This is a genomic window from Kitasatospora sp. NPDC093679, assembly GCF_040683455.1.
Lineage (GTDB): Bacteria > Actinomycetota > Actinomycetes > Streptomycetales > Streptomycetaceae > Kitasatospora > Kitasatospora arboriphila.
Window position 1 is genome coordinate 171294 of the sequence record NZ_JBFBDW010000011.1, and the last position, 21605, is coordinate 192898.

The 21605-nt window shown below is 74.8% G+C and carries 22 protein-coding genes and 2 pseudogenes; 13 read left to right on the forward strand and 11 right to left on the reverse strand.

The window, feature by feature from the left end:
- The first annotated feature begins 77 nt into the window (after positions 1-77).
- The gene (locus tag AB0O09_RS12625) at positions 78-1037 is read left to right on the forward strand and encodes a D-2-hydroxyacid dehydrogenase family protein (protein WP_363541592.1); all 960 of its coding nucleotides are present in this window, start codon (positions 78-80) and stop codon (positions 1035-1037) included.
- 36 nt (positions 1038-1073) lie between these two features.
- Here the strand turns inward: AB0O09_RS12625 and AB0O09_RS12630 are convergent, their stop codons facing one another.
- Positions 1074-1571 carry an STAS domain-containing protein gene (locus AB0O09_RS12630; RefSeq protein ID WP_363541593.1) on the reverse strand — a complete coding sequence of 166 codons (498 nt, stop codon included), beginning with the start codon at positions 1569-1571 and terminating at the stop codon, positions 1074-1076.
- Positions 1572-1684: 113 nt separating this feature from the next.
- On the reverse strand, positions 1685-2011 hold the full coding sequence (locus tag AB0O09_RS12635) for a hypothetical protein (protein ID WP_363541594.1): 327 nt from the start codon (positions 2009-2011) through the stop codon (positions 1685-1687).
- Between the two features lie 64 nt (positions 2012-2075).
- On the opposite strand from AB0O09_RS12635, the gene AB0O09_RS12640 reads away from it, so the two are divergent.
- Positions 2076-2417 carry a hypothetical protein gene (locus AB0O09_RS12640; protein WP_363541595.1) on the forward strand — a complete coding sequence of 114 codons (342 nt, stop codon included), beginning with the start codon at positions 2076-2078 and terminating at the stop codon, positions 2415-2417.
- A gap of 40 nt (positions 2418-2457) precedes the next feature.
- Here AB0O09_RS12640 and AB0O09_RS12645 read toward each other — a convergent pair whose 3' ends face one another.
- Complete coding sequence (locus tag AB0O09_RS12645) at positions 2458-3555, reverse strand: Ku protein (RefSeq protein WP_363541596.1); 1098 nt, start codon at positions 3553-3555, stop codon at positions 2458-2460.
- Between the two features lie 242 nt (positions 3556-3797).
- Positions 3798-4757, reverse strand: coding sequence for a hypothetical protein (locus tag AB0O09_RS12650; RefSeq protein ID WP_363541597.1), 960 nt, complete (start codon positions 4755-4757; stop codon positions 3798-3800).
- 179 nt (positions 4758-4936) lie between these two features.
- Here AB0O09_RS12650 and AB0O09_RS12655 point away from each other — a divergent pair, with 179 nt between their 5' ends.
- Genes AB0O09_RS12655 through AB0O09_RS12670 form a run of 4 tightly spaced genes read left to right on the forward strand, consistent with a single transcriptional unit; the run spans position 4937 to position 7806 of the window.
- Positions 4937-5389, forward strand: coding sequence for a MarR family transcriptional regulator (locus AB0O09_RS12655; RefSeq protein ID WP_363541598.1), 453 nt, complete (start codon positions 4937-4939; stop codon positions 5387-5389).
- Positions 5386-6846, forward strand: coding sequence for an MFS transporter (locus AB0O09_RS12660; protein ID WP_363541599.1), 1461 nt, complete (start codon positions 5386-5388; stop codon positions 6844-6846). Before AB0O09_RS12655 ends, AB0O09_RS12660 begins: the two co-directional genes overlap by 4 nt.
- A 37-nt stretch (positions 6847-6883) precedes the next feature.
- Positions 6884-7435, forward strand: coding sequence for an isochorismatase family cysteine hydrolase (locus AB0O09_RS12665; protein ID WP_363541600.1), 552 nt, complete (start codon positions 6884-6886; stop codon positions 7433-7435).
- Between the two features lie 41 nt (positions 7436-7476).
- Complete coding sequence (locus tag AB0O09_RS12670) at positions 7477-7806, forward strand: hypothetical protein (protein ID WP_363541601.1); 330 nt, start codon at positions 7477-7479, stop codon at positions 7804-7806.
- Here the strand turns inward: AB0O09_RS12670 and AB0O09_RS12675 are convergent.
- Together AB0O09_RS12675 and AB0O09_RS12680 are read right to left on the reverse strand one after the other, a co-directional pair.
- Positions 7798-8115, reverse strand: a pseudogene (locus AB0O09_RS12675) (transposase); the annotation flags it as partial. The gene AB0O09_RS12670 and the pseudogene AB0O09_RS12675 overlap by 9 nt on opposite strands.
- Positions 8116-8837: 722 nt before the next feature.
- Complete coding sequence (locus tag AB0O09_RS12680; RefSeq protein WP_363541602.1) at positions 8838-9725, reverse strand: LysR family transcriptional regulator; 888 nt, start codon at positions 9723-9725, stop codon at positions 8838-8840.
- Between the two features lie 109 nt (positions 9726-9834).
- Here AB0O09_RS12680 and AB0O09_RS12685 point away from each other — a divergent pair, with 109 nt between their 5' ends.
- Both AB0O09_RS12685 and AB0O09_RS12690 read left to right on the forward strand, forming a co-directional pair.
- Positions 9835-10284 (forward strand): carboxymuconolactone decarboxylase family protein, encoded by a 450-nt coding sequence (locus AB0O09_RS12685; protein WP_363541603.1) that lies wholly within the window; start codon positions 9835-9837, stop codon positions 10282-10284.
- A gap of 469 nt (positions 10285-10753) precedes the next feature.
- Positions 10754-11167, forward strand: coding sequence for a VOC family protein (locus AB0O09_RS12690; RefSeq protein ID WP_344626840.1), 414 nt, complete (start codon positions 10754-10756; stop codon positions 11165-11167).
- 110 nt (positions 11168-11277) lie between these two features.
- Here AB0O09_RS12690 and AB0O09_RS12695 read toward each other — a convergent pair.
- Positions 11278-11690 (reverse strand): annotated as a pseudogene (locus AB0O09_RS12695) (transposase); the annotation flags it as partial.
- A 94-nt stretch (positions 11691-11784) separates the two neighbouring features.
- Between AB0O09_RS12695 and AB0O09_RS12700 the strand changes: the two are divergent.
- Both AB0O09_RS12700 and AB0O09_RS12705 read left to right on the forward strand, forming a co-directional pair.
- On the forward strand, positions 11785-12345 hold the full coding sequence (locus AB0O09_RS12700) for a hypothetical protein (protein WP_363541604.1): 561 nt from the start codon (positions 11785-11787) through the stop codon (positions 12343-12345).
- A gap of 93 nt (positions 12346-12438) precedes the next feature.
- Positions 12439-13770 (forward strand): DUF4419 domain-containing protein, encoded by a 1332-nt coding sequence (locus AB0O09_RS12705; protein ID WP_363541605.1) that lies wholly within the window; start codon positions 12439-12441, stop codon positions 13768-13770.
- 3 nt (positions 13771-13773) lie between these two features.
- Here the strand turns inward: AB0O09_RS12705 and AB0O09_RS12710 are convergent, their stop codons facing one another.
- A complete protein-coding gene (locus tag AB0O09_RS12710; RefSeq protein WP_363541606.1) occupies positions 13774-14943 on the reverse strand; it encodes an NAD(P)/FAD-dependent oxidoreductase in 1170 nt (389 codons plus the stop codon).
- A 131-nt stretch (positions 14944-15074) separates the two neighbouring features.
- Here AB0O09_RS12710 and AB0O09_RS12715 point away from each other — a divergent pair, with 131 nt between their 5' ends.
- Both AB0O09_RS12715 and AB0O09_RS12720 read left to right on the forward strand, forming a co-directional pair.
- Positions 15075-15869: a TetR/AcrR family transcriptional regulator gene (locus AB0O09_RS12715; RefSeq protein ID WP_363541607.1), complete on the forward strand. Its 795-nt coding sequence runs from the start codon at positions 15075-15077 to the stop codon at positions 15867-15869.
- A 64-nt stretch (positions 15870-15933) separates the two neighbouring features.
- Positions 15934-16206 carry a hypothetical protein gene (locus tag AB0O09_RS12720; RefSeq protein ID WP_363541608.1) on the forward strand — a complete coding sequence of 91 codons (273 nt, stop codon included), beginning with the start codon at positions 15934-15936 and terminating at the stop codon, positions 16204-16206.
- A gap of 17 nt (positions 16207-16223) precedes the next feature.
- On the opposite strand, the gene AB0O09_RS12725 is transcribed toward AB0O09_RS12720, so the two are convergent.
- The 3 genes from AB0O09_RS12725 to AB0O09_RS12735 form a co-directional block, all read right to left on the reverse strand.
- Positions 16224-17537 (reverse strand): cytochrome P450, encoded by a 1314-nt coding sequence (locus tag AB0O09_RS12725; protein ID WP_363541609.1) that lies wholly within the window; start codon positions 17535-17537, stop codon positions 16224-16226.
- A gap of 128 nt (positions 17538-17665) precedes the next feature.
- A complete protein-coding gene (locus AB0O09_RS12730; protein WP_363541624.1) occupies positions 17666-18676 on the reverse strand; it encodes an ion transporter in 1011 nt (336 codons plus the stop codon).
- A gap of 171 nt (positions 18677-18847) precedes the next feature.
- A complete protein-coding gene (locus AB0O09_RS12735; protein WP_363541610.1) occupies positions 18848-19441 on the reverse strand; it encodes an XRE family transcriptional regulator in 594 nt (197 codons plus the stop codon).
- 81 nt (positions 19442-19522) lie between these two features.
- Between AB0O09_RS12735 and AB0O09_RS12740 the strand changes: the two genes are divergently transcribed.
- A complete protein-coding gene (locus AB0O09_RS12740; RefSeq protein WP_363541611.1) occupies positions 19523-21430 on the forward strand; it encodes an FAD-dependent oxidoreductase in 1908 nt (635 codons plus the stop codon).
- The last annotated feature ends 175 nt before the right edge of the window (positions 21431-21605 follow it).

Here is a 21605-nt window from a genome sequence, read left to right on the forward strand (position 1 = left end):
CCTGCACGTGATCACCGGTGGCCATCGGTGACCGGCAGGGCCTGCCGTGGCCTTACGAACCCCGAGAGGACTGCAGGATGCAGCTGCGCTGTGCCGTGCTCGACGACTTCCAGGGCGTCGCGACGACCGTCGCGGACTGGTCGCGGCTGGACGGCCGGGTCGAGGTCGTGAGCTTCCGCGAGCACTTCACCGACGAGGACGCGCTCGCCGCCGCGCTCGCCGACTTCGACATCGTGGTGACCCTGCGCGAGCGGGTGGCCTTCCCCGGCACACTGCTGCGCCGGCTGCCCGGGCTGCGGCTGCTGATCGCCTCCGGCATGCGGAACTCCGTCATCGACCGGGCGGCCGCCGCCGAACTCGGCATCACCGTCTGCGGCACGCAGAGCCTCTCCACCCCGCCGGTCGAACTCACCTGGGCGCTGATCCTCGGCCTCGCCCGCGGCCTGGTCTCCGAGTCGACCGCCCTGCGGCAGGGCGGCCCGTGGCAGAGCACCGTCGGTGCCGACCTGCACGGCCGCCGGCTCGGCCTGCTCGGCCTCGGCAAGATCGGCAGCCGGGTGGCGCAGGTCGGCCTGGCCTTCGGCATGGACGTCGTCGCCTGGAGCCCGAACCTCACCGCGGAACGGGCCGGCGAGGTCGGCGTCGCCCTCGCCCCGTCCAAGGAGGACCTGCTCGCGAGCAGTGACGTGGTCTCCGTCCACCTGGCCCTCGGCGAGCGGAGCCGCGGGCTGCTGGGCGCACCCGAACTCGCACTGATGAAGCCCACCGCCTACCTGGTGAACACCTCCAGGGCCGCGATCGTCGACCAGGAGGCCCTGCTCGCCGCCCTGCACGAGGGCCGGATCGCAGGCGCGGGCGTCGACGTCTTCGACATCGAGCCGCTGCCGGCGGACCACCCGATGCGCACCGCGCCCCGGCTGCTCGCCACCCCGCACCTCGGCTACGTCTCGCGCGGCAACTACGAGACGTACTACGGCCAGGCGGTGGAGGACATCGAGGCGTTCCTGGTCGGCGCGCCCGTCCGCCTGCTCGGCTGACCGCCGGCGCCGCCGCCCACCGGGCCCGACCCGTCCTCACGGGCTCGGGCGCTGCTCCGGAAGCTCCGTGTCCGCGGTCGTGTCCGCGGTGGTTGCGGTGTCCGCGCCGCCAGTGGGGCCAACGGTTGCCTCGACGGCCTCGACGGCCTCCTCGAGGGCTGTCGCCATCGCCTCCTCCACCGAGTCGTAGACGGCGAGGACGGCCCGGCGGCCGGTCTCGTCCAGGACGCGGCTGACGGCGGGGCTGGCCGCCGACAGGCGGAGCCGGACACCGGCGGCCCGGGCGTCCTCGCCGAACCGCAGCAGGTAGTCCATCGCGGCGGAGTCGCACACCAGGACGCGGGCGAGGTCGAGCACCAGCAGCCGCCGACCGGTCCGGAGGGCCAGGTCGAGGCCCTGTCCGGCCTGGAGCAGGCTGGCTTCGGTGAGGGTGCCGGTCACCCGGCACAGCGCGCCGTCGTCGCCGACGGCGTCGCACACCATCTCCAGTGCGGCCGGATCCCTGAGCGGCCCGCCGTGCAGGTCGTCGGTCATGCGTTCCACACCTCCCTGCGGCTGCCGGACGGACGAGGGCGCCGTCGCGCCTACCCGCCCCCGCCCGGTTCGGACGGTAAGCAGGGAAAACTACGCGATCGACCCGCTGCCCGTCACATCCCGGCGGTCCGGCGCCGCATCGGCGGTCGGTCCAGCACCTCGACGTGGACGATCCGGTCGTCGACCACGTCGAGGACGAGCAGGCCCGCGTCGGCGAGCAGCGGCACGGTGCGGTGGCCCGGCCCGTACGGCCGGCCCGGCGGGTGCTCGGAGGTACGGATGCTCTGGCAGGACGCCTCGCCGCAGCCGCACTCCGCCACCAGCCGCAGCGTCGGGACGCCCGCGGCCAGCCGGTGTTCGCCCTCCTCCAGCAGGAGGGCGGTCAGTTCGTCGGCGAGGTCCGGGAGGACGTCGCGGACCAGCGGGCGGGTCCGATCCATGGCGGGAGAGTAGTGGGCGCGGCCGCCCATTGCCAGATGGGAACATGTGTTCGAGAATGGAGGGGTGGTCGCCGATGTCCCGTTCTCGCGTGCGGCCCGGCCGCCGACCGTGCCGGGGGACGTGGTGTTCGCCCCGCAGGCACTGATGAACGGACCCGGTCCGTGCCGGGACGTCGCACCGCGCTGGCGCTGGGTGCAGATCCGGCTCGGCAGCGGCTGGCGGCCCGCCGAGCTCACCACCTGGCGCCGGCACCGCGGCAGCACCGCCTGGGTCGCCCTCGTCCGCTGGGGAAGCGGCGCGGCGGACTGGGGCTGGGTGCTCTACGACCCGTCCGCGTTGCAGCCGGCGCCGGAGCCCGCCGCACCCCGGTCCGGCGGCACGCCCCGGCCGTCCGGCCGGCTCTGAAGGCCCCGGCGGGTGCCCCGGCCGTGAAGGCCCCGGCCGGTCAGGACGCCGTGCGAAGCCCGCGGCCGGCCTTCTCCACCGCGGCCTGCAGCTCGTCGCGGTTCATCGCCGAGCGGTGCGGGATGCCGAGCTCCGTGGCCCGCTTGTAGAGCTCGGGCTTGGTCAGTTTCGACAGGTCCTCCGCCGCCTTCGACGAACCGACCCGCTTCTTCTCCGGCGCCGCACCGCCGCGGTCCGCCGCCGACGAGGTGCTCTTCTTGCCGCCCGCGGTCTTCGGCGTCCGCCCGGCCTTCGCCCGCGGGGCGGACCCGGTCGCCTCCGCGGCCCCGCCCGAGCCGCGCTTCGCGGACCCGCCGCGGGCGTCGTCCAGGCTCCGCCGCAGGACGTCCATCAGGTCCACGACGTTGGTGGCCTCGGTCGGCGGGCCCTCGGAGAGCACCGTCTCCCGGCCGGCCTGCTTGTCCTCGATGAGGCGGCGGACCTGCTCCTCGAAGGTGTCCCGGTACTCCTCCGGGTCCCAGTCGACGGCCAGCGTGTCGATCAGCTGCTCCGCCGTGCGCAGCTCGGCGCCGCTGAACTTCTCCCGGCCGTCCGGCAGGTCGTCGATCTCCCGGCGCGGGTCCCGCACCTCGTCGGCGAAGTGCATGGTGTGGAGTTCCAGCAGGCCGTTCTCCGAGCGGACGGCCGTCAGGTACTCCTTGCCGCGCATGGAGAACATCGCCAGCCCGGCCCGGTTCGACCGCTCCAGGGCCTTGGTCAGCAGGGCGTAGACCTTGCCGTACTCCTTGCCCTTCGGGCCCAGGTAGTACGTCTTGTCGAAGTAGATCGGCTCGATCTCGCCGAGGTCGACGAAGCCGGAGACGTCGATCGTCCGCGACCGGCCGGGCGAGATCTGCTCCAGTTCCTCCGGCTCCACGACGACGTACTCGCCGTCGCCGACCTCGTAGCCCTTCACGATGTCGCCGAAGGCGACCTCCTCGCCGGTGCGCTCGTTGACCCGGCGGTTGCGCACCCGGTCCGAGGTGCCGCGTTCGAGCTGGTGGAAGCGGACGGTGTGGCTGTCCGTCGCCGTGTACAGCGCCACCGGCACGGTCACGAGGCCGAACGTCAGGACACCCGTCCACACTGGCCTGGTCATCGCCGCTCCTCTCAGCGAGCGCCGCGCACCCCTCCCGGACGGGATCGCCGGCCGCGTCCTGCGGCGGTCCCGGACGGTCGCCCGCCCGGCGGCGCACGGGTTCACACCGGCTTCCAGGGTACGGACGGAAGGCCCCCGCGGCTCGGCGGCAACGGCCCCGACCAGTGCCTTTCGCGGCCGGGAGGGCATCCGGCCCGTCGGCCGGCCGGCCGTCTGCCGGTGGGCGGGCGGTCGGCCGCTGCTCAGTCGTCGGTCAGCTCCGCCAGCCGGGCGCGGGCCTGTTCGGCCCGGGTGCGGGCGTCGGCGCTGCGGTCGGCGGCGTCGGAGGCCTCCCGCCGGGCCTCGGCCAGGGCGCGGCCGGCCTCCTGCGAGTCGGCCTCCGCCGCGGACAGCTCGGCCTCGGCGGTGCGCAGTGCCGCGCGGGCCTGCTCGGTACGGTCGGCGGCCCTCCGTTCGGCGGCGGCGAGGCGGTCGGCCGCCCGGTCCAGCCGGGTCTGCTCACGTCCGGCGGCCCGTTCCTCCTGCTCGGCCGCCGCGAGGGCGCGTTCCGCCTCCGTGCGCCGCCGTCGGGCCTCCTGCTCCGCCGCGCGGTCGGGTTCCGGGGCCTTCCGGCGGCCAGGTCCTGGCCTGGTGGTCTTCGGCCGTTCAGCTTCCGGCCGGGATTGCGTGGGGGGCTCCGCGGCCGGTTCCGCCGTCGGCGCACCCCACCCGGCGGGCAGCCCGCCGGTCGGCAGGGTGCCGCCCTCCTCCAGCGGGCCGGTCAGCCGGCCCGCCGCGAAGGCCGCCGCGGCGGCCTCGCTCGCCAGCGCGGCCCGCAGCGACTGCTCGACCTCCCGCAAGGGCGCTTCGCCGAGCGGTTCACCGGCCTCGGCGGCGCCGTCCCTGACCTGCGCGGTGAGCGCCGCGACCAGCCGGCGGCGCTCGGCCGACAGTTCGCGCAGGGCGGGCCCGGCGAGTTCGGCCTGCGCGCGGCGCAGCGAGCCGCCCAGGTCGAGCAGGGCACGCGTCTCCTCGGGGCGGGTGTGCACCAGCAGGTTGACCGCCCAGGCGCTGCGGGTGGGCCGGCGCAGGGCGGCGATCCGGGTGGCGAGCGCCCGGTCGCCGGCCCGCCTGGCCTCGGCGGCGGCCGCCGTCCGGGCCGCGGTGAAGCCGGCCGGGGACAGCGTGTACAGCCGGTCGGCGACGGCGTCGAAGCCCTCCACGGTGCAGCCTCCCTGTGGTTCGTCCGGCCGTCCGCCGGCCGTCGCACCTCGATTCGCTCACCGCCGGGCCGCCGCCGCACGCCGGGCGGGAACGCCCGCCCGCGTCCCGGGCGGATTGGACAGTCCAGACTGTGCAGCTTAGCTGGACAGTTCAACCTGAAGGTTCTACGGTGGGAGACATGGAAGAGCCCGCCACCGCCGTCGTCACCGCCTCCGCCGTCCGCGCGGCGCGGGAGCTCCGCGTGGTCTTCAGCCGGCTGCGCCGCCGCCTCAAGGAGACGTACGACACGGACGGGCTCACCCCCACCCAGACCTCCGTGCTCAGCCGGCTCAGCAAGGACGGCCCGGCCTCCGCCAGCGACCTGGCCGCCGCCGAGCGCGTCCGGCCGCAGTCGATGGCCGCCACCCTCGCCGTCCTCGACGAGCGCGGCCTGGTGCTGCGCCGCCCCGACCCCAGCGACGGCCGCCGCCAACTGGTCTCGCTGAGCGACCCCGGCCTGGCCTTCCTGGAGGACTGCCGGCGCGCCGGTGAGGAGTGGCTCGCCCGCTCCCTGCAGGCGCACTTCACCGAGCAGGAGCGGCAGACCGTCGTCGAGGCGCTGGCCCTGCTGGACAGGCTGTCCGACGCATGAACCTCCGCACCGTCCGCTCCGCCCTGCGCCCCCGGCGCGGGGCAGCGCCCGAGGACGCCTTCGACCGCCGGCTGCTCGCGCCGATGATGCTCGGCGCGATCCTCAACCCGGTGAACTCGGCGATCCTCGCCGTCTCCCTGGTGCCGATCGGTGCCGCCTTCGGCGCCCCGCCCGCCGCCACCGCCTGGCTGGTCTCCGCGCTCTACCTCGCCACCGCGATCGGCCAGCCGGTGGTCGGCCGGCTCATCGACCTGCACGGCCCGCGCCGGCTCTTCCTGGCCGGCACCGCACTGACCGGCGTCGCCGGCCTGGTCGGCATGCTCGCCCCGGACCTCGGCGTGCTGATCGCCGCCCGGGTGCTGCTCGGCTTCGGCACCTGCGCCGGCTACCCGGCCGCCATGTACCTCGTCCGCAGCGAGGCCGACCGCACCGGCCGGGACGGCCCCGCCGCCGTCCTGACGGCCCTCGCCGTCACCACCCAGACCGTCGCCGTCATCGGCCCCTCGCTCGGCGGCCTGCTGATCGGCCTCGGCGGCTGGCGCACCACCCTCGCCGTCAACATCCCGCTCGCCCTCGCCGGGCTGTACCTCGGTGCCCGCCGGCTGCCCCGCACCGCCCCGCCGCAGCGCATCCGCGGCAGCCTCGCCACCACCCTGGACCTCGCCGGGATGGCGCTCTTCGCCGCCGCGCTCGTCCCGCTGCTGCTCTTCCTGATGCACCCCGCGGCCGCGGACTGGTACCTGCCCGCCGTCGCCGTCCTCGCGGCAGCCTGCTTCGCCCGCCGGGAGCGCCGCGCCGCCGACCCGTTCATCGACCTGCGGGTGCTCGGCGGAAACCTGCCGCTGATCGCCACCTACACCCGTGCCCTGCTCGCCTACACCGTCGCCTACGCCTTCCTCTACGGCTGCACCCAGTGGATGCAGGAGGGCCGAGGGCTCACCGCCCCGCAGGCCGGACTCGTCCAACTCCCGCTCTTCGGCACGGCGATCGTCGTCTCCGCGGTCACCGGCCGGCGGCGGCAGATCCGCGGCAAACTCCTCGCCGGCGCCCTCGGCCAGATCGCGGCCTGCACCCTCGTCCTGCTGCTCGGCCCGCACTCCCCGATCTGGCTGCTGCTCGTGGTCGCGCTCGCCTTCGGCATTCCGCAGGGCCTCAACGGACTCGCCCTGCAGAGCGCCGTCTACCACCAGGCGCACCCCGCACGGATCGGCTCCTCGGCCGGACTGCTGCGCACCTTCGGCTACCTCGGCGCGATCGTCGCCGCCGCGGCCACCGGCGCCTTCCTCGGCCACGGCGCCGACACCGCCGGCCTGCACCAACTGGCCCGGTTCATGCTCGCCGCCGCCGTCCTCCACCTGCTCGTCACCGTCGCCGACCGCTCACTGCGGCAGGTCGGCGCCCCGCAGCAGGACACCCCCGCCCCACCCGCAGCGGCCGCCGCCCACCGCGGCCCGTAGCCGCCGCCCGCACGCCCGTACGGAAGGAAACGCCGCCATGACCGGCACCGCCCTGCTCGTGATGGACATCCAGGTCGGCATCGTGAGCCGCATCGACGAACCCGACCACCTGCCACGGCTCGCCCGCGCCGTCGAGGCCGCCCGGGCCGCCGGCGTCCCGGTGGTGTACGTCGTCCTCGGCTTCCGGCCCGGCCGTCCCGAGATCTCCGCGCGCAACAAGGGCTTCGGTGCGCTGCGGCCCGGCGCGTTCACCCCCGAGGACCCCGGCGCCGCCGTCCACCCCGACCTGGCACCGCGCGAGGGCGACATCGTGGTCACCAAGAAGCGGATCAGCGCCTTCGCGGGCAGCGACCTCGACCTCGTCCTGCGCGGCTCCGGGATCGAGCACCTCGTCCTCACCGGCATCGCGACCAGCGGCGTCGTGCTGTCCACCGTCCGGCAGGCCGCCGACCTCGACTACCGCCTCACCGTCCTCTCCGACGGCTGCGCCGACGCCGACCCCGAGGTCCACCGCGTCCTCACCGGCAAGGTGTTCCCCCGTCAGGCCGAGGTCACCACCGTCGAGGAGTGGCTGACCACGCTGAAATGAACGGCGATCGCGCCGCGGTCGCACCCCGCTAGATTTCGATCATGGACACCGGGGCGGGCGGACGCGAGCTGTACGAGGCCCTGACGGAGGGCGCCGGGCCGGGGGCCCACCGGGAGGTCGCCCTCCCGTGGCTGGCGGAGACGGGCCGCGCGTACCGCGAACGGCTGCACACCGCGGCCGCGTGCAGCGGCTGGTGGGAGGACCGCCGCACCGACGAGCGGGTCGGCGTGCTGCACATGGAGCTGTACGCGCTCGGCCGGGTGAGCGACATCCTGCTGCTCGCCCGGCAGACGCCCGCCGGCCCGTGGGGCCCGGGCGTCGAGGGACTCGCGTTCTCCGACGAGGAGTACTTACTGATCATTTCAGAATGAGGTGCGGAGCTTCCGTAGGCAGATGATGCTGCAGGCGAGTTGGAGCAGGCCGAGGTGGAGGTCGGCGCGTATCTCGTAGCGGGTCCGCAGGCGTTTGAACCGGTGGAGCCGGGCGAAGGTCCGCTCGACCACCCAGCGGGTCTTGCCGAGTCCGGAGCCGTGGGTGACGCCGCGGCGGGCGATCCTCGGGGTGATGCCGCGGTGGCGCAGGATGCGGCGGTACTTGTCGTGGTCGTGCCCGCGGTCGGCGAAGAGCCTGCGGGGGCGTCGGCGGGGCCTGCTGCGCAGGCCCCGGATCGGTGGCGTCGCGGCGGACGTGGCGGCAGCAGCGGCGCCACCCGCTCCCACAGGTCATCCGGCACAAGACCATCCGACACGTGCAGCACTCTGCCGCCCGGCCACCTCAACTGCCAAGCCCCTGAGTCGAACTCATTTTGAAATGATCAGTAAAGGCAGCCCTGCTGGCCGGCCTGGGATCGGCGCTTGCCGCCCACGGCCTGACCCGGTCGCGTTCCGGCGCGCGGCCGAGCCCCACCGTCGTCGCCGTCTGCGTCGCCCCCTTCGCGTTCCTCGGCAGCCTCGGCCTCATCTGGACACGGCGGCCGCTCGCCGGCGCCCCGGGCATCCCCGTCCTCGGCTGGCTGATCACCACCACACTCGGCACCGCGTTCGCCTGGCAGGACGCCTGACACCCTCGCGCCGGCCGGCCGGCGTTGCACGGGATGCGGCAGGCGACGGCGCGCCCTCCCGCGACGCGAACCCGGGACGAGTCAGTGGTTCCGGTCATGCCGACCTCGCGCGTTGACCACTCGCGCTGCCTCCACGCGGTAGCGGAAGTCGCGCAGCCCGGGGGTTCGGCCCACGGTGTCAGTGCGGTGGTCGGGGAGGTCACCGGCCGGTCGAGCACGGTCGGGTGGCGGTGGTCCGACCGTGGACCTGCGAGCGCGGTCAGCCCCTGACCACGGGTCAGTCCAGCTAGGGCAGGCCCGGGCGGGTATCGCCTGTTTCTGATCATCAGACACAGGTACGGATCAGAGCACGAGCGTGCCCATGTCGCGTACGGTGTCGGCGAGCGCGCGGATCGCGTCGTTCTCGGCCTCGCCGCGCCAGACCAGCACGTAGCTGAGGGTGGCCAGATCGGGCACCGGCAGCCATCGGATGTTCGGCATGCCCCAGTACCGGGTCACGTGGCCGGGGAAGGTCTGCACGATGTCGCCCATCGAGATCAGACTGATCAACTCGTCCGGGCCCCGCACCAGATGGGGACGCTCGATGGCGCGGCCGCGCGGAGTGTGGAAGGGCAGGTAGCTGTCCTCCCAGTAGCCCGGAACACCGGTGGTGGTGGCGTGCGCGAAATCCGCGAACGCCTCCAGCGGCGCGGTGTCGCGCCCGGCGAGCTCGTGGTGGTCGGCCACGGCCAGCACCCGACGGTCTGTGAGCAGTGCCGGACCGACGGTCAGATCCGCTTCCTCCACCGGAAGCCAGGCGACGAAGACGTCCATGTCGCCGTCGCGCAGCGCGCCGAACGGGTCGGCGTACGGCGCCGGTCTGATCTGCAGCTCCCATCGGGGATGGCGCCTGCGGAACGCACGCCAGTAGTGGTGCAGGTCGACGATGTTGAACGGCATCATGCCGATCCGCAGCCGCCCGGTCACGCCCCGCCCGGCCATCCTGGCCCGCTCCAGCGACTCGTGCAGACCCGTGTACACCGGCAGCAGATCGTCGCGCAGTTGCCGGCCGACGTCGGTCAGCCGGACCGTACGACTGGTGCGCTCGAACAGCACGGCACCGATCCGGCGCTCCTGCTTCTTGAGGGCCTGGCTGACTCGTGCCTGGGATACGCGCAGACGCTCGGCGGCCCGGCCGAAGTGCAACTCCTCGGCGAGCACCAGGAAGATCTCGATGTCCCGGAATTCCACTCCACCCCCCCGTGTCCTCGACCGATAACCCCACGGTTGTCGATCAGCGCGGAAGTTTACGTTGATCGGATGACGGTGCGCCGCAAGGCTGGACGACATGGAACCACGCATGAGGAACCCCGCGTTCGTCCTGCCCGACGCGATGAAGGGCATCGGCAGCATCATCAAGGCCGTCGGCCAGGGCGGAATCACGCACGAGCTGCAGGAGATCGTCGCGCTCCGCGCCAGCCAGCTCAACGGCTGCAGCGCCTGCGTCCACGCCCACGTGCAGAACCTGCGCAAGGCGGGCGAGAGCGAGGACCGGATCGCCGCGGTCGCCGCCTGGCGGGAGGCCCCGTTCTACAGCGACGCCGAACGCGCCGCACTCGAACTCGCCGAACGGGCCACCAGACTTGCCGACCGTTCCAAGGACGCGGTGCCCGACGAACTGTGGGACCGCCTGCGCGGCCACTACGACGAGGAGCAGCTCTCCGCGCTGATCCTGCTGATCGGCGTCACCAACTTCTTCAACCGCCTCAACTCCGTGGTCCGCGAGCCAGCTGGCACCTCCTGGGGCTGATCCACCCACCCTCACCGCGAACCGGCACAAGGCCACGCCCAACCACAGCCCGAAAACGCGGGACCAATGCCGGACGGCCGGCCGCCGGTGCGGCCCACCGGCCGAATCCGGCACGCCGGTCTCATGCGTCGGGCCAGAGCCAACGGATTGAACCCCCCCGCCGACATCGGCAGGGCCGGACCGCTCTGCTATCGGAGGGCCGAGAACGTCCAGCAGACCCCGCGGCGCCTCCTCCTCGCCACTAGCCGCCCTGCGGAAGGACGTCGGCGGCGGCCGCCGGGTGGCCGCCGTTGCCGTTGCCGACGACCTCGGCCTCCGGCAGGACCGGACAGCACCACGCTCGCGACCGGTCTCCGTCTCACCGGCGAACACACCCGCCGGGGCGGCTTCCGGGCCCTGCCCGATGCCCGGCCGGGCACACGACCACCCCCACAGGCACCACGTAACCACCATGTACAAGGAGAAAGACATGAAGGCTCACGTCAGCTCGATCCTTCTCGGCGTCCGGGACATGGACCGGGCCAAGCAGTTCTACACCGAGGGACTCGGCTGGAAGATCCAGAGCGACTTCGGCATCTCGGTGTTCTTCGAGTCGGACGGCGCCTCGCCCGTCGGCTTCTACAGCCGCGAAGGCCTGGCCGACCAGGTGGGCACCGGCTCGGAAGGAAGCGGCTTCAGCGGACTGGTTCTCACCTACGTCGTCCGCAGCCAGACGCGGGTCGACGAGATCATGGCAGAGGCCGAGAAGGCCGGCGCCACGATCCTCAAGCCTGCCGGCGCCCTGCCATGGGGCGGCTACGGCGGCACCTTCGCCGACCCGGACGGCTACATCTGGAGCCTCGGCTACAGCGCCCAGGGAACCGACCAGCCCTACGCCGAGTAGCCGCGATCTCCGTCTCACAGCCGTTCGGGACGGCAGGGCGCGTGCCGCTGCCGTCCCGGACGACTGTGACCCGGGCGCGGGAATCGGGAGCGACGATCAGCGCCGCGCCGGTCGACGATCAGGTGGTGCTTGCCGCCCGGCCGGCCCCGGTCGATCGGCGAAGGTCCGGTGTGAGCCACCCTTTGAGCGCCCTGATGTGCGAGCCGTCGATCGCGGCGTCGTCCATCGCGAGCAGTCCCGCGGCCCGCGGTCCGGCGAGCAGGACCTCGTGCAGGCAGGGCCACACGCCGACCTCGCTCCAGTCCCGCAGCCGCCGCCAGGCCGTGATCCCGCTGCAGCCGGTCCGCTCGGCGGGCACGTCCCGCCAGCTCACGCTCTTGCACAGCACGTACACGATGCCGCGCAGAGCGGCACGGTCATCCGCGGGAAGCCGCCCGGGGTATCGGTGGCGTCGCGGCGGACGTGGCGGCAGCAGCGGAGCCACCCGCTCCCACAGGCCGTCCGGCGCAAGATCATCCGACACGTGCAGCACTCTGCCGCCCGGCCACCTCAACTGCCAAGCCCCTGAGTCGAACTCATTTTGAAATGATCAGTCAGGGCTCTTCACCGGCCTCGGCATGACCCCGTTCAGCGGGGGCGGCTTCGACCCCTTCCTGCACGAGATCGTCGAGGTCGAACAGGCCGACCACCCGGCGGCGCCGATCGAGGTCACCGAGGTGCTCTGGCCCGGCCTGATGCTCGGCGAACTGCTGTTCTCCCGGGCGGGCGTCCGCGTCCGGGCCGGCGCCGCGCACGCCCGGCGCGGCGCCGCGGACCGCTCGCCGCTGTACCGGACCTTCCGCCGCCGCCACCGGCGGACGGTCGACCTCTCCCAGGGGCTGGGGCGGCAACTCGCAGTGGTCGACGGACCTGCGGCTCGACTACCGCACCCCGTCCGGCGACCACCTGAACGTCGACGGCGACCGCCCCGTCGACGGCAGTCCCGTGCTGGCGCTCGACCACCCGGAGAACCTGAGCCCCCGGGAACGGCTGCTGACCCCCCCCGGGAGCGGCGCGACCTGCTGCGCCACCGCTGCCTGCTGCGGACGCCCGAGGCCGTCGCCGAACTCGACCGGGACGCGCCGTGGGACCGCGAGTTCATCCCCTTCGACCGGTGGCTCCCCGCCGCCGAGGAGTGACCCGGGGCCGCGCCGCGAAAACGCCTTGGCGCCCACCCCGGGCGGCCCCCTACCATCGGCGCGCTCCGCCCGACAGCTACCCGAAGGGTGCCGATGGCCCTCGAGATCGACCTGCCGCTCACCTCCGACGCCGAGGCCGACGCCGAGGCGGCCGGCCTGGCCGCCGAGGTCACCGACCTGGGCACCGAGCGGTTCCTGCACGCGGTGCTCGCCCGCCCCGCCCGGATCCACCACCGCAGCACCGAGCGGCTGATCGGCCTGCCCACCGGCGTGCCGGCGGTGGCCGAGCCCTCCTCCAGCCTGCTGCTGCGCGCCCTCCACCTGTGCTTCGCCGCCCACCTGCCGCTCAGCCTCTCGCCCGACGTGCTCTGGTACACGGTCGTCCACGAGAGCGCCGTCCACGTCCGCTTGAACGCCGACCGCTACGCGCACCTGTTCACCGACACCCCCGGGTACACCCGCACGATCGTGGTCCGCGACGACGCGGCCCCCGCCGACTGGGAGCGCTCGATCCGCCGCGTCCGCGAGCCGCTGCACCGGAACCTCGGCGAGGCCACCACCGAGCTCTTCCTGCCCCCGTTCTCCACCACCACCCCGACGGACACCGCCGCGGCCCTGGTGGCGCTGATGGACGTGGTCAGCCCGTACTACCGGTTCCGCTGGGTGACCATGTGCGGCATCCCGCGCGTCCGGCTGGAGGGCACGCCCGAGGACTGGCAACTGCTCGCCGACCGCACCCGCGGGCTCGGGGAGCGGCTCAGCGGACTGCGCCCCTGGCTGGCCGGGTTGCTCCCGGTGCTGGACGAGATCGCCGCCACGGCTGCCGGCCGGCGGACCGACGAGCAGTTCTGGCGGTCCCTCTACTCGTGGGAGTCCGCCTCGGGCGGCGACACCGTCACCGGGTGGATCACCGCCTTCCTCGCCCACCGGTACACCGACGACGGTCCCGTGCCCAAGGAGGCCTTCGGGCGGACGGAGACGGACGCGCTGCACCTGCCCAGCCACGTCTCGCGGGTGCCGTTCCGCTGGGAGACCCTGGCCGGTACCTACGACATGGCCTTCCTCGGCGGTGTCCTCGGCATCGAACGCGACGGCGAGTGGGTCCGGCCCCGGCTGGGTGTCGCGGTCGCCGAACTCCTCGCCGCACGCACCGAGGAGGACCTGCCACTGCCCGACGAGTGGACGCTCGCGGACGTCCGGCGCCTCACCGGCTGCCCGGAGGCACGCGTCCTCGACCCCCTCGGCCGAGTCACCGTGCACGGCGCACCGATCACCGCCGATCTCGCCGTCGAGTGGGACGGCCTCTGCGCGGTCCGCGACACCGACGGCGGCTGGCACCTCGGCGACCTGGTCTCCGCGGCCAACGACGTCTCCTGCTGGCGCAGCACCGGGCCCGACCTCGCCGACGCCCTGCGCCTGGCCTGACCGTCAGGCGTCCGCGGTGCCCTCGCCGTCGGGCCGGAAGAACCGGACCAGCCGGGCCGCGCCGTCCTCGGACATCAGCATCGCCGTGATCCGCTCCGACTCCCGGGCCGCCACGGCGCTGCGTTCGAACATGGCGGTCTCGTAGCGGCGGACGGCCCCGGCGAGGTCGTCCGGTGCGGCGGCGATCTCCCGGGCGAGTTCGGCGGCGTCGAGCATGGCGGTGTTGGCGCCGAGGCCGACCGGGGGCATCAGATGGGCGGCGTCGCCGAGCAGGGTCACGCCGGGCACGGAGGGCCAGGTCAGCCCCACGGGCAGTGCGGTGAGCGGACGCGGGACGAACGGCTCGTCGCACGCCTCGATCAGCGCCCGGAACTGCGGCGCCCAGTCGGCGAACAGGCCCGTCAGGGCGTGGCGCGCGGCGTCCCGGTCGGCGAAGGGGACGCCGCAGGTGGCGAGCCAGTCCTCGGGCGTGTGGAAGGAGAGGAAGACGCGGATCCGCCCCCCGCCCTGCCGCTGGGCGGCGAGCGAACGGCCCGGGCCGAGCGCCCAGTAGTTGCCGCGACCGACCAGCGCCGACAGCTCGGGGTGGCTGCGGTCGGCGGCGGAGATGCCGCTCTCCACGGTGTTGCTGCCGAGGTGGGCCGGCCGGGCGGCGGTGACCAGCGGGCGGACACGGGAGTGGGCGCCGTCCGCGCCGACCAGCAGGTCGCAGTCGTCCGTCGCACCGCCCTCGAAGTGCAGCCGCCGTCCGCCGTCCGGCCGGCGGGTGGCGTACCGGAAGGTCCGGCCCCAGCGGACGGTGCCGGCGGGCAGCGAATCCAGCAGCAGGTCCCGCAGGTCGGCGCGGTCGATCTCGGGCCGGTCCATCGGGGCGTCGTCCGGGGTGTCCTCCTGCAGCAGCAGGGTGCCGGTGTGGTCGAGCAGGCGCAGGTCCTGGCCCTCGCGGCGGGCGGCGCGCAGGAAGGCGGCCTCCAACCCGGCCTCGCGCAGCGCCCGCTGTCCGCTCTCCCGGTGCAGGTCGAGCGTGCCGCCCTGGGGGCGGGCGGTGCGGTCGCGGTCGCGTTCGTGCACCACGGCCTCGATCCCGTGCAGGTGCAGGATCCGGGCGAGCGTCAGGCCGCCCGGCCCGGCCCCGACCACGGCGATCCGCGGGCTTCGGATGTCGGTCTCCACGGTGTCCCCCTCCTCCGGATCCGGCGGCGCCGCCACCGGATCGATACGGCGTATCGGTCGATACACTGTATCGGCCGCGACGGCGTACTGTGAGCCCCGGTGCGGAGGGACCGCGGAAGGGCAGGTCGGGCATGGTGCGGCGGGACGGGGCGGACGGTGCCGCAGGAGCGGCCCGGTCCAGCGTGTGGGAGCGTCCGGAGCCTGCCGCCCGACCGGCACCGAGCCCGCTGAGCCGCGAACGGATCGTCGCCGCCGCCGTCGAACTCGCCGACGCCGACGGGCTGGAGGCGGTCTCGCTGCGCAAGGTCGGGGCAGCCCTCGACGCCGGCCCGATGCGGCTGTACCGCTACCTCTCGACCAAGGAGGAACTGCTCGACCTCATGGCCGACGCCGTTCACGGCGAGATCGCCGCCCCGGACCCGGACGCTCCGGACGCGGGCGCACCGGATGCGGACCCCGGCGGCACGGACGGCGACTGGCGCGCGGTGCTGCGTGCCTCCGCCCACCGGACCCGGCGCGCGGCGCTCCGCCACCCCTGGTTCGCCGACCTGCTGGGCGGCCGCCCCGGGCTCGGCCCGAACGCGCTCGGCAACCGGGAGGCCGTCCTCGCCGCCCTCTACGGCGCGCCCGGCTTCCTCGGGATCGACGCCGTGCTGCGCGCGGTCGGGACGGTCGACGACTACCTCGTCGGCGCGCTGCGCCGGGAGACCGCCGAACTGCGCGCCGAGCGGGACACCGGCCTGGACAAGGACGCCTGGCGGCGCTCGGAAGGCCCCTACCTCTCCCGGGTGCTCGCCGCCGGCAACTACCCGGCGCTGGCCGCCGCCGTCCGGTACGGCGCCCACACCGACCCCGCCACCGCCTTCGAGGCCGGACTCGACGTCGTCCTCGACGGGATCGCCGCCGGACTCGCGCCCGGCGGCTGACCGGGTCCGGCCCGGGGGCGTGCCGCGGCACGGCGCTGTCGGTGGCGGCTGCGATCCTGCCGTCATGGACGAGCACCTGATGCGCGGGCGGGTCTACGGCGCCGACTACGACGATCCCGATCCCGGGCCGCAGCCCGGGCACGCCTACCGCGAACTGGTCGCCGGGCCGCTCGACGGACTGCTGCTCGACGTGACCGGCTGGAGCGAGGCCGAACTCGCCGAGGGGGCCGCGCTGCCCACCGAGATCGGCTCCCACGGCCCGGGCGGCCGCGCCCAGTACGCGCCCCGCACCGGCGACCCCCGGCACTGGGACTGGCGCGGCGACACCCCGCCCTGAGCCCGGCCACCCGGCCGTCAGCCGGTCCGGGTCAGCACTGCGGGCACCGGCCGGCCCGGCCGCACCACCATCCCGAAGGACGGCTCCGGGGCGGGCCCGGCCGGTACGGCCTCGAACGACGGCAGCAGCAGCTCCAGCAGTGCGACCGTTTCCCGCAGCGCGAACTGCAGACCGAGGCAGGCCCGCGCGCCGATGCCGAACGGCAGGTAGGCGCCCGGATCGGCCGGCCGCAGCCCGGGCACGGTGAACCGCCGCGGATCGAACACCTCCGGCTCCGGCCACAGTTCCGGGTCGCGGTGCACCAGGTACGGGCAGACCAGCACCTCGCTGCCGGCCTCGATCCGGAAGCCCGTCAGCAGGTCCTCCTCCACGGCGTGCCGGGGCAGCAGCCAGGCCGACGGGTAGAGCCGCAGCGTCTCGCTGACCAGCGCCCGGAGCGCCGTGCGGCGCTCCTCGGAGCCGGCCGGCCCGGCCGCCAGCGCCCGGGCGCGGGCCGAGGGGTCCTCGGCGAGGAACAGGTACAGCCAGGTCAGCGTGGTCGCGGTGGTCTCGTGCCCGGCCACCATCAGGGTCACGAACTCGTCCCGGATCAACCGGTCGGTGTACTCCGGGCGGTCCTGCGCCGCCGACAGCAGCACGTGCAGCAGGCCCGGCCCGTGCGGGCCGGGCGGCGCCGACCGGGCCGCCTCGATCGCGCCGTGCACCACCGCGTCGATCCGCGCCAGCTCCCCGGCCACCGCCGACCGGGCGTCCTCCGCGTTCGACGGCAGCACCGGCAGGACGGCCACCACGGCTTCCAGCGCGGTGAGTTCGGTGACCGTCCGGTCCTCCAGCGGATGGCCGGTCAGCGAACGCCAGATGGTGTCCAGCGCGAACCGGTGCATCTCCTCGCGCAGGTCCACCGTGCGGCCCGCGTCGGCGTGTTCGGCCCACCGGGCGGCGGTGTGCCGTGCGGCGGCGGCGATCCGCTGCTCCCAGCGGCGCATCCCGGAGCCGGTGAACTGGCTCTGCAGCAGCAGCCGTTGCGCCCGCCAGGCCTCGCCGGAGGCGGAGAGCACGCCGTCGCCGAGCAGGATCCGGCCGCGGTGCGAGCGCTTCACGTAGCGGTCCGGATTGCGGCCCAGCACGTGCTGGACGGCCTCCGGGCCGGTGACCAGCACGGTCGGCCGCCCGTCCAGCCGGACACCCGCCACCGGGCCCAACCGGGCCACCCGGCGGAGCAGTTCGGGCATTCCCCGACCCGTCGTGCGCCACCGCTCCACCTCGGCGGGCGACAGCTCGGGCACGGCGACCCCCGTGACGGGAGGGGTCGGGGGGATCTGCGTGGCCACGGGCTTCTCCTGCTCGGATCGCCGCCCCCGGGGCAGCTCGGACCTGCCGACGCTGCGTATGCTACCGAACGCGAACTGCCGCCGAGCGGCCTTCGGGGAGTACGTACCCCCGCGGGCCGGTGCGTCGGTCAGGCCACGGTGTCCACGCTCGCCGCGGTCACCGCGGCACTTGCGCCGGCGCCGACCGGACGTCCCGACGCACCGTCAGGGCCGTTTGCCGGGCCCGGCTCCGGGCCCGCCTCCGAGCCCGGCCCCGAGCCTGCCTCCAGGCCGGCCTCCAGCTCGGCGAGGGCGAGCCGGACGGCGGCGATCCGCTCGCGCAGCTCCTCGGCCCCGGCCGGGCCGCCGTGCCGTCCGGCACGCGGTGCGTCCCGCCGGCCGGCCTCCGGCCCGGCGGCCTCCTCGGCCTCCAGGGCGCGGGCCTCGTCCAGGGAGTTGAGCACCACGCCGATCAGCACGTTCACCAGAACGAACGAGGCCAGCAGCACGTAGGAGGCGTAGAAGAGGATGCTCAGGCGGGAGATCTCCAGCCCCGCGTGCACCGCCTCGCCGAGCCCGTCGAGGGTCATCAGCAGGAAGAGCGTGAGCAGCGCCCGGCCGATCGATCCGTAGTGCCCGGGGTCGCTGTCCGCGAAGCAGACCCAGCCGACCATCGCGTAGACGTAGAGCACCAGGGCGCCGACGAACAGGAAGCTCACGGTGCCCGGCAGGCTGCGGCCGACCGCGACCAGCAGGACCCGCAGCTGCGGCAGGAACCGGGCCGTCCGCAGCACCCGGGCGAGCCGCAGCAGCCGCAGCACGGTGGTGTTCTCGCGGACCAGCGGCAGGAAGGCCGAGGCGAGGACGGCCAGGTCGAAGAGGTTCCACGGGTCGCGCAGGAACTGCCCCGGCCGGTCCGCGTGCGCGCCCAGCCGCAGCAGCATCTCCACCGTGAACACCCCGAGGCAGGCCCGCTCGGCCAGTTGGAGGCCCTGCTGGTACTCGGCGGCGAGCCCGCTGTACGTCTCCGTCCCGAGCAGTGCCGCGTTGACCAGGATCGCGGCGAACACCATGAGCGAGAAGGCGGGCGCCTCCGTCACCGTGCGGCAGCGTGCCGCCAGCCGGGCCCGCCCCGCCCGCGCACTCCCACCGCTCTGCATGGACAACCCCACGGACAACCCCTCCACGGCCGGTCGGCGGCGCGCGCGGCCGCCGTGCCCCGACGGCCCGGCGGCACCTGGTCGAGCCGCGCGCCATGCCCCTCAACGACCACCGGCCCCACCGGTCACTCGCGGCGCACCCGTTCCGGTGCCGCCGCGCCCGGGCGCCGCTCAGCCCCCGGAAGGTCGGGCCCGGACGTGCATCCGCTCGCCCTGTGCGCCGAACAGCGACAGGAACTCCACCGGCCGGTCGCCCGCGTTGGCGAAGCCGTGCGGGGTGCGGGTGTCGAACTCGGCGGCCTCGCCGGCGGTCAGGACGAGGTCGGTGTCGCCGAGCGCCAGCCAGAGCCGGCCGGACAGCACGTACAGCCACTCGTGGCCCTCGTGCGTGCCCAGGGCCGGCCGGGTGCCCTCGGGCAGCGGTCGGACGGGCAGGATCTGCTTGTAGGCGTGCAGCCCGCCGAGGTGCTTGGTGAGCGGCACGAAGGTCTGGCCGTGCCGGGTGAACGGGCGCGGGTGGATCCGCGGGTCGCCGGTCGGCGGCGCGCCCACCAGCTCGTCCAACTGCACCCCGTACGCCTTGGCGAGCGGCAGCAGCAGCTCCAGCGTCGGGCGGCGCTGCCCGGACTCCAGCCGGGAGAGCGTGCTCAGCGAGATGCCCGTCTCCTCGGCCACCTCGGCGAGGGTGGTACCCCGCTTCTGCCGCAGCGCCCGCAGCCGGGGCCCCACACCTGCCAGTACACCGCTGATGTCGTCGTCCGCCATGCCTCCATTTGCCGGTTCGGCAAGAATGTTTGTCAAGCCGGGGCGGCCCGCCGACGATCGAGGAGAACGGAGGTCCACACCATGACGACAGAATCCCCGAAGCTCCCCGAACCGGCCGCGGACACCGCGCAGCCGTACGACACCGTGGTGGTCGGCGGCGGCGCCGCCGGACTCGCCGGTGCGATCACCCTCGCCCGTGCCCGGCGCTCGGTGCTGGTGGTCGACGACGGCAGGCCCCGCAACGCCCCCGCGGCCGGGGTGCACGGCTACCCGAGCCGGGACGGCGTCCCGCCGCAGGAACTGCTGGCCGCGAGCCGCGCCGAGGCGGAGGGCTACGGGGCCCGGTTCCTGGCGGGCACCGTCGTCGGCGCCGAACGCCTCGACGACGGCGGCTTCCGGCTCGCCCTCGCCGACGGGACGGCGGTGACGGCGGCACGGCTGCTGGTCGCCACCGGCCTGGTCGACGAGCTGCCGCAGGTGCCCGGGCTCGCCGAGCGGTGGGGCCGCGACGTGCTGCACTGCCCCTACTGCCACGGCTGGGAGGCCCGCGGGCTGCCGGTCGCCGTGCTGGCCACCGGTCCGCTCGCCGTCCACCAGGCGCAGCTGTGGCGGCAGTGGACGGACGACGTGACGCTGCTGCTGCACACCGCCGCGGCGCCGACCGGCGAGGAGGCCGAAGGGCTCGCCGCCCGCGGCATCGCCGTGGTGCCCGGCGAGGTGGCCGCGGTGGAGACCGCCGACGGCGCACTGACCGGCGTCCGGCTGGCCGACGGCCGGACGGTCGCCTGCCGCGCCCTGGTGGTGGCGCCGCGCTTCACCGCCCGCGGCGGCGTGCCGGCAGCCCTCGGCCTGGAGCCCGTCGACGTGGTCAACGGCGAGCAGGTGATCGGCAGCCGCATCGCCGCGGACCCGACCGGTGCCACGGCCGTTCCCGGCCTCTGGGTGGCGGGCAACGCGGCCGATCCCTTCGACCAGGTGGTCGGGGCCGCGGCCGCCGGTGTCAGGGCGGCCGCGGCGATCAACGCCGACCTGGTCGCCGAGGAGGTCCGCCGGGCCGTCGCCGCCCGCCGCGACCCCTTCGGGGCGGCCGGGGAGCAGGAGGTGTGCGAACGCGTCCTCGGCGAGCGCCGGCACGGGCTGGCGGAGCCGGGGGACCAGGCAGGTCCGGCGGACGCGGCAGATCCCGCAGATCCCGCAGATCCCGCAGGTCCGGCCGACGCGGCCGGACCGCCGGAGGGCGGCGACGTCGCCGCGTTCTGGGACACCCGCTACGGGGAGCGCGAGCGGATCTGGAGCGGCAGGCCGAACGGCGCGCTCGTCCGCGAGGTCTCCGGGGAGCGGCCGGGCCGCGCCCTCGACCTGGGCTGCGGCGAGGGCGCCGACGCCGTCTGGCTGGCCGCGCAGGGCTGGCGGGTCACCGCCGTCGACATCTCCGAGGTCGCCCTCGGTCGGGCCGCCGAGCACGCCCGGGAGGCCGGACTCGCCGACCTGATCGAGTTCCGCCGCGCCGACCTGGCCGCGGCCTTCCCGGAGGGCAGCTGGGACCTGGTGTGCGCCCAGTACCTGCACTCCGACGTGGAGCTGCCGCGGGACGCGATCCTGCGCCGGGCCGCCGAGGCGGTCGCGCCCGGCGGGACGCTGCTGGTGGTCGGCCACGCCGGCGCACCGTCCTGGCAGCAGGAGCCGGGCGCCGACGGTCACCCCGGGAACGGCCACCGGCACGACCACCCGCAGCACGGCGACGCGCAGCACGGTCACGCGCAGCACGGTCATGCCGACGGGGAGCACCGCCTCGGGCACGGTGGGTCCGAGTGCAGGAACCACGCCGGGCTGCCCACGCCCGCCGAGGTCCACGCGGCCCTGGAGCTGCCCGAGGGGGAGTGGGAACTGCTGACCAGCGAGGAGTTCCTGCAGCCGATGACCGGCCCCGACGGCCGGCCGGCCACCCGGCCCGACAACACCCTCAAGCTGCGCAGGCTGCCCGTCTGACGGAGCGTCCGCCGCCGCGGCGGCGGGTCACGCCTGCGGGTCGCACCGGCGGGCCGTCCCGGAGCGCCGCGGCGGCCCTCAGAAAGTGTTGGGTAATTGATCAACTGCGTGGCGTGATCCGCTGGTGGTGATCTTTGCGGTCAAGGTGTCCGCGAAGATCGCCGCCATGTGTGTC

Bases quoted from the DNA above. Each gene is read 5' to 3' on its own strand.
- AB0O09_RS12630 (WP_363541593.1), bottom strand. From the start codon at position 1,571: ATGACCGACGACCTGCACGGCGGGCCGCTCAGGGATCCGGCCGCACTG.
- AB0O09_RS12715 (WP_363541607.1), top strand. From the start codon at position 15,075: ATGGTGCGGCGGGACGGGGCGGACGGTGCCGCAGGAGCGGCCCGGTCC.
- AB0O09_RS12720 (WP_363541608.1), top strand. From the start codon at position 15,934: ATGGACGAGCACCTGATGCGCGGGCGGGTCTACGGCGCCGACTACGAC.
- AB0O09_RS12625 (WP_363541592.1), top strand. From the start codon at position 78: ATGCAGCTGCGCTGTGCCGTGCTCGACGACTTCCAGGGCGTCGCGACG.
- AB0O09_RS12730 (WP_363541624.1), bottom strand. From the start codon at position 18,676: ATGCAGAGCGGTGGGAGTGCGCGGGCGGGGCGGGCCCGGCTGGCGGCA.
- AB0O09_RS12690 (WP_344626840.1), top strand. From the start codon at position 10,754: ATGAAGGCTCACGTCAGCTCGATCCTTCTCGGCGTCCGGGACATGGAC.
- AB0O09_RS12735 (WP_363541610.1), bottom strand. From the start codon at position 19,441: ATGGCGGACGACGACATCAGCGGTGTACTGGCAGGTGTGGGGCCCCGG.
- AB0O09_RS12705 (WP_363541605.1), top strand. From the start codon at position 12,439: ATGGCCCTCGAGATCGACCTGCCGCTCACCTCCGACGCCGAGGCCGAC.
- AB0O09_RS12665 (WP_363541600.1), top strand. From the start codon at position 6,884: ATGACCGGCACCGCCCTGCTCGTGATGGACATCCAGGTCGGCATCGTG.
- AB0O09_RS12645 (WP_363541596.1), bottom strand. From the start codon at position 3,555: ATGACCAGGCCAGTGTGGACGGGTGTCCTGACGTTCGGCCTCGTGACC.
- AB0O09_RS12685 (WP_363541603.1), top strand. From the start codon at position 9,835: ATGAGGAACCCCGCGTTCGTCCTGCCCGACGCGATGAAGGGCATCGGC.
- AB0O09_RS12655 (WP_363541598.1), top strand. From the start codon at position 4,937: ATGGAAGAGCCCGCCACCGCCGTCGTCACCGCCTCCGCCGTCCGCGCG.
- AB0O09_RS12635 (WP_363541594.1), bottom strand. From the start codon at position 2,011: ATGGATCGGACCCGCCCGCTGGTCCGCGACGTCCTCCCGGACCTCGCC.
- AB0O09_RS12660 (WP_363541599.1), top strand. From the start codon at position 5,386: ATGAACCTCCGCACCGTCCGCTCCGCCCTGCGCCCCCGGCGCGGGGCA.
- AB0O09_RS12670 (WP_363541601.1), top strand. From the start codon at position 7,477: ATGGACACCGGGGCGGGCGGACGCGAGCTGTACGAGGCCCTGACGGAG.
- AB0O09_RS12740 (WP_363541611.1), top strand. From the start codon at position 19,523: ATGACGACAGAATCCCCGAAGCTCCCCGAACCGGCCGCGGACACCGCG.
- AB0O09_RS12700 (WP_363541604.1), top strand. From the start codon at position 11,785: ATGACCCCGTTCAGCGGGGGCGGCTTCGACCCCTTCCTGCACGAGATC.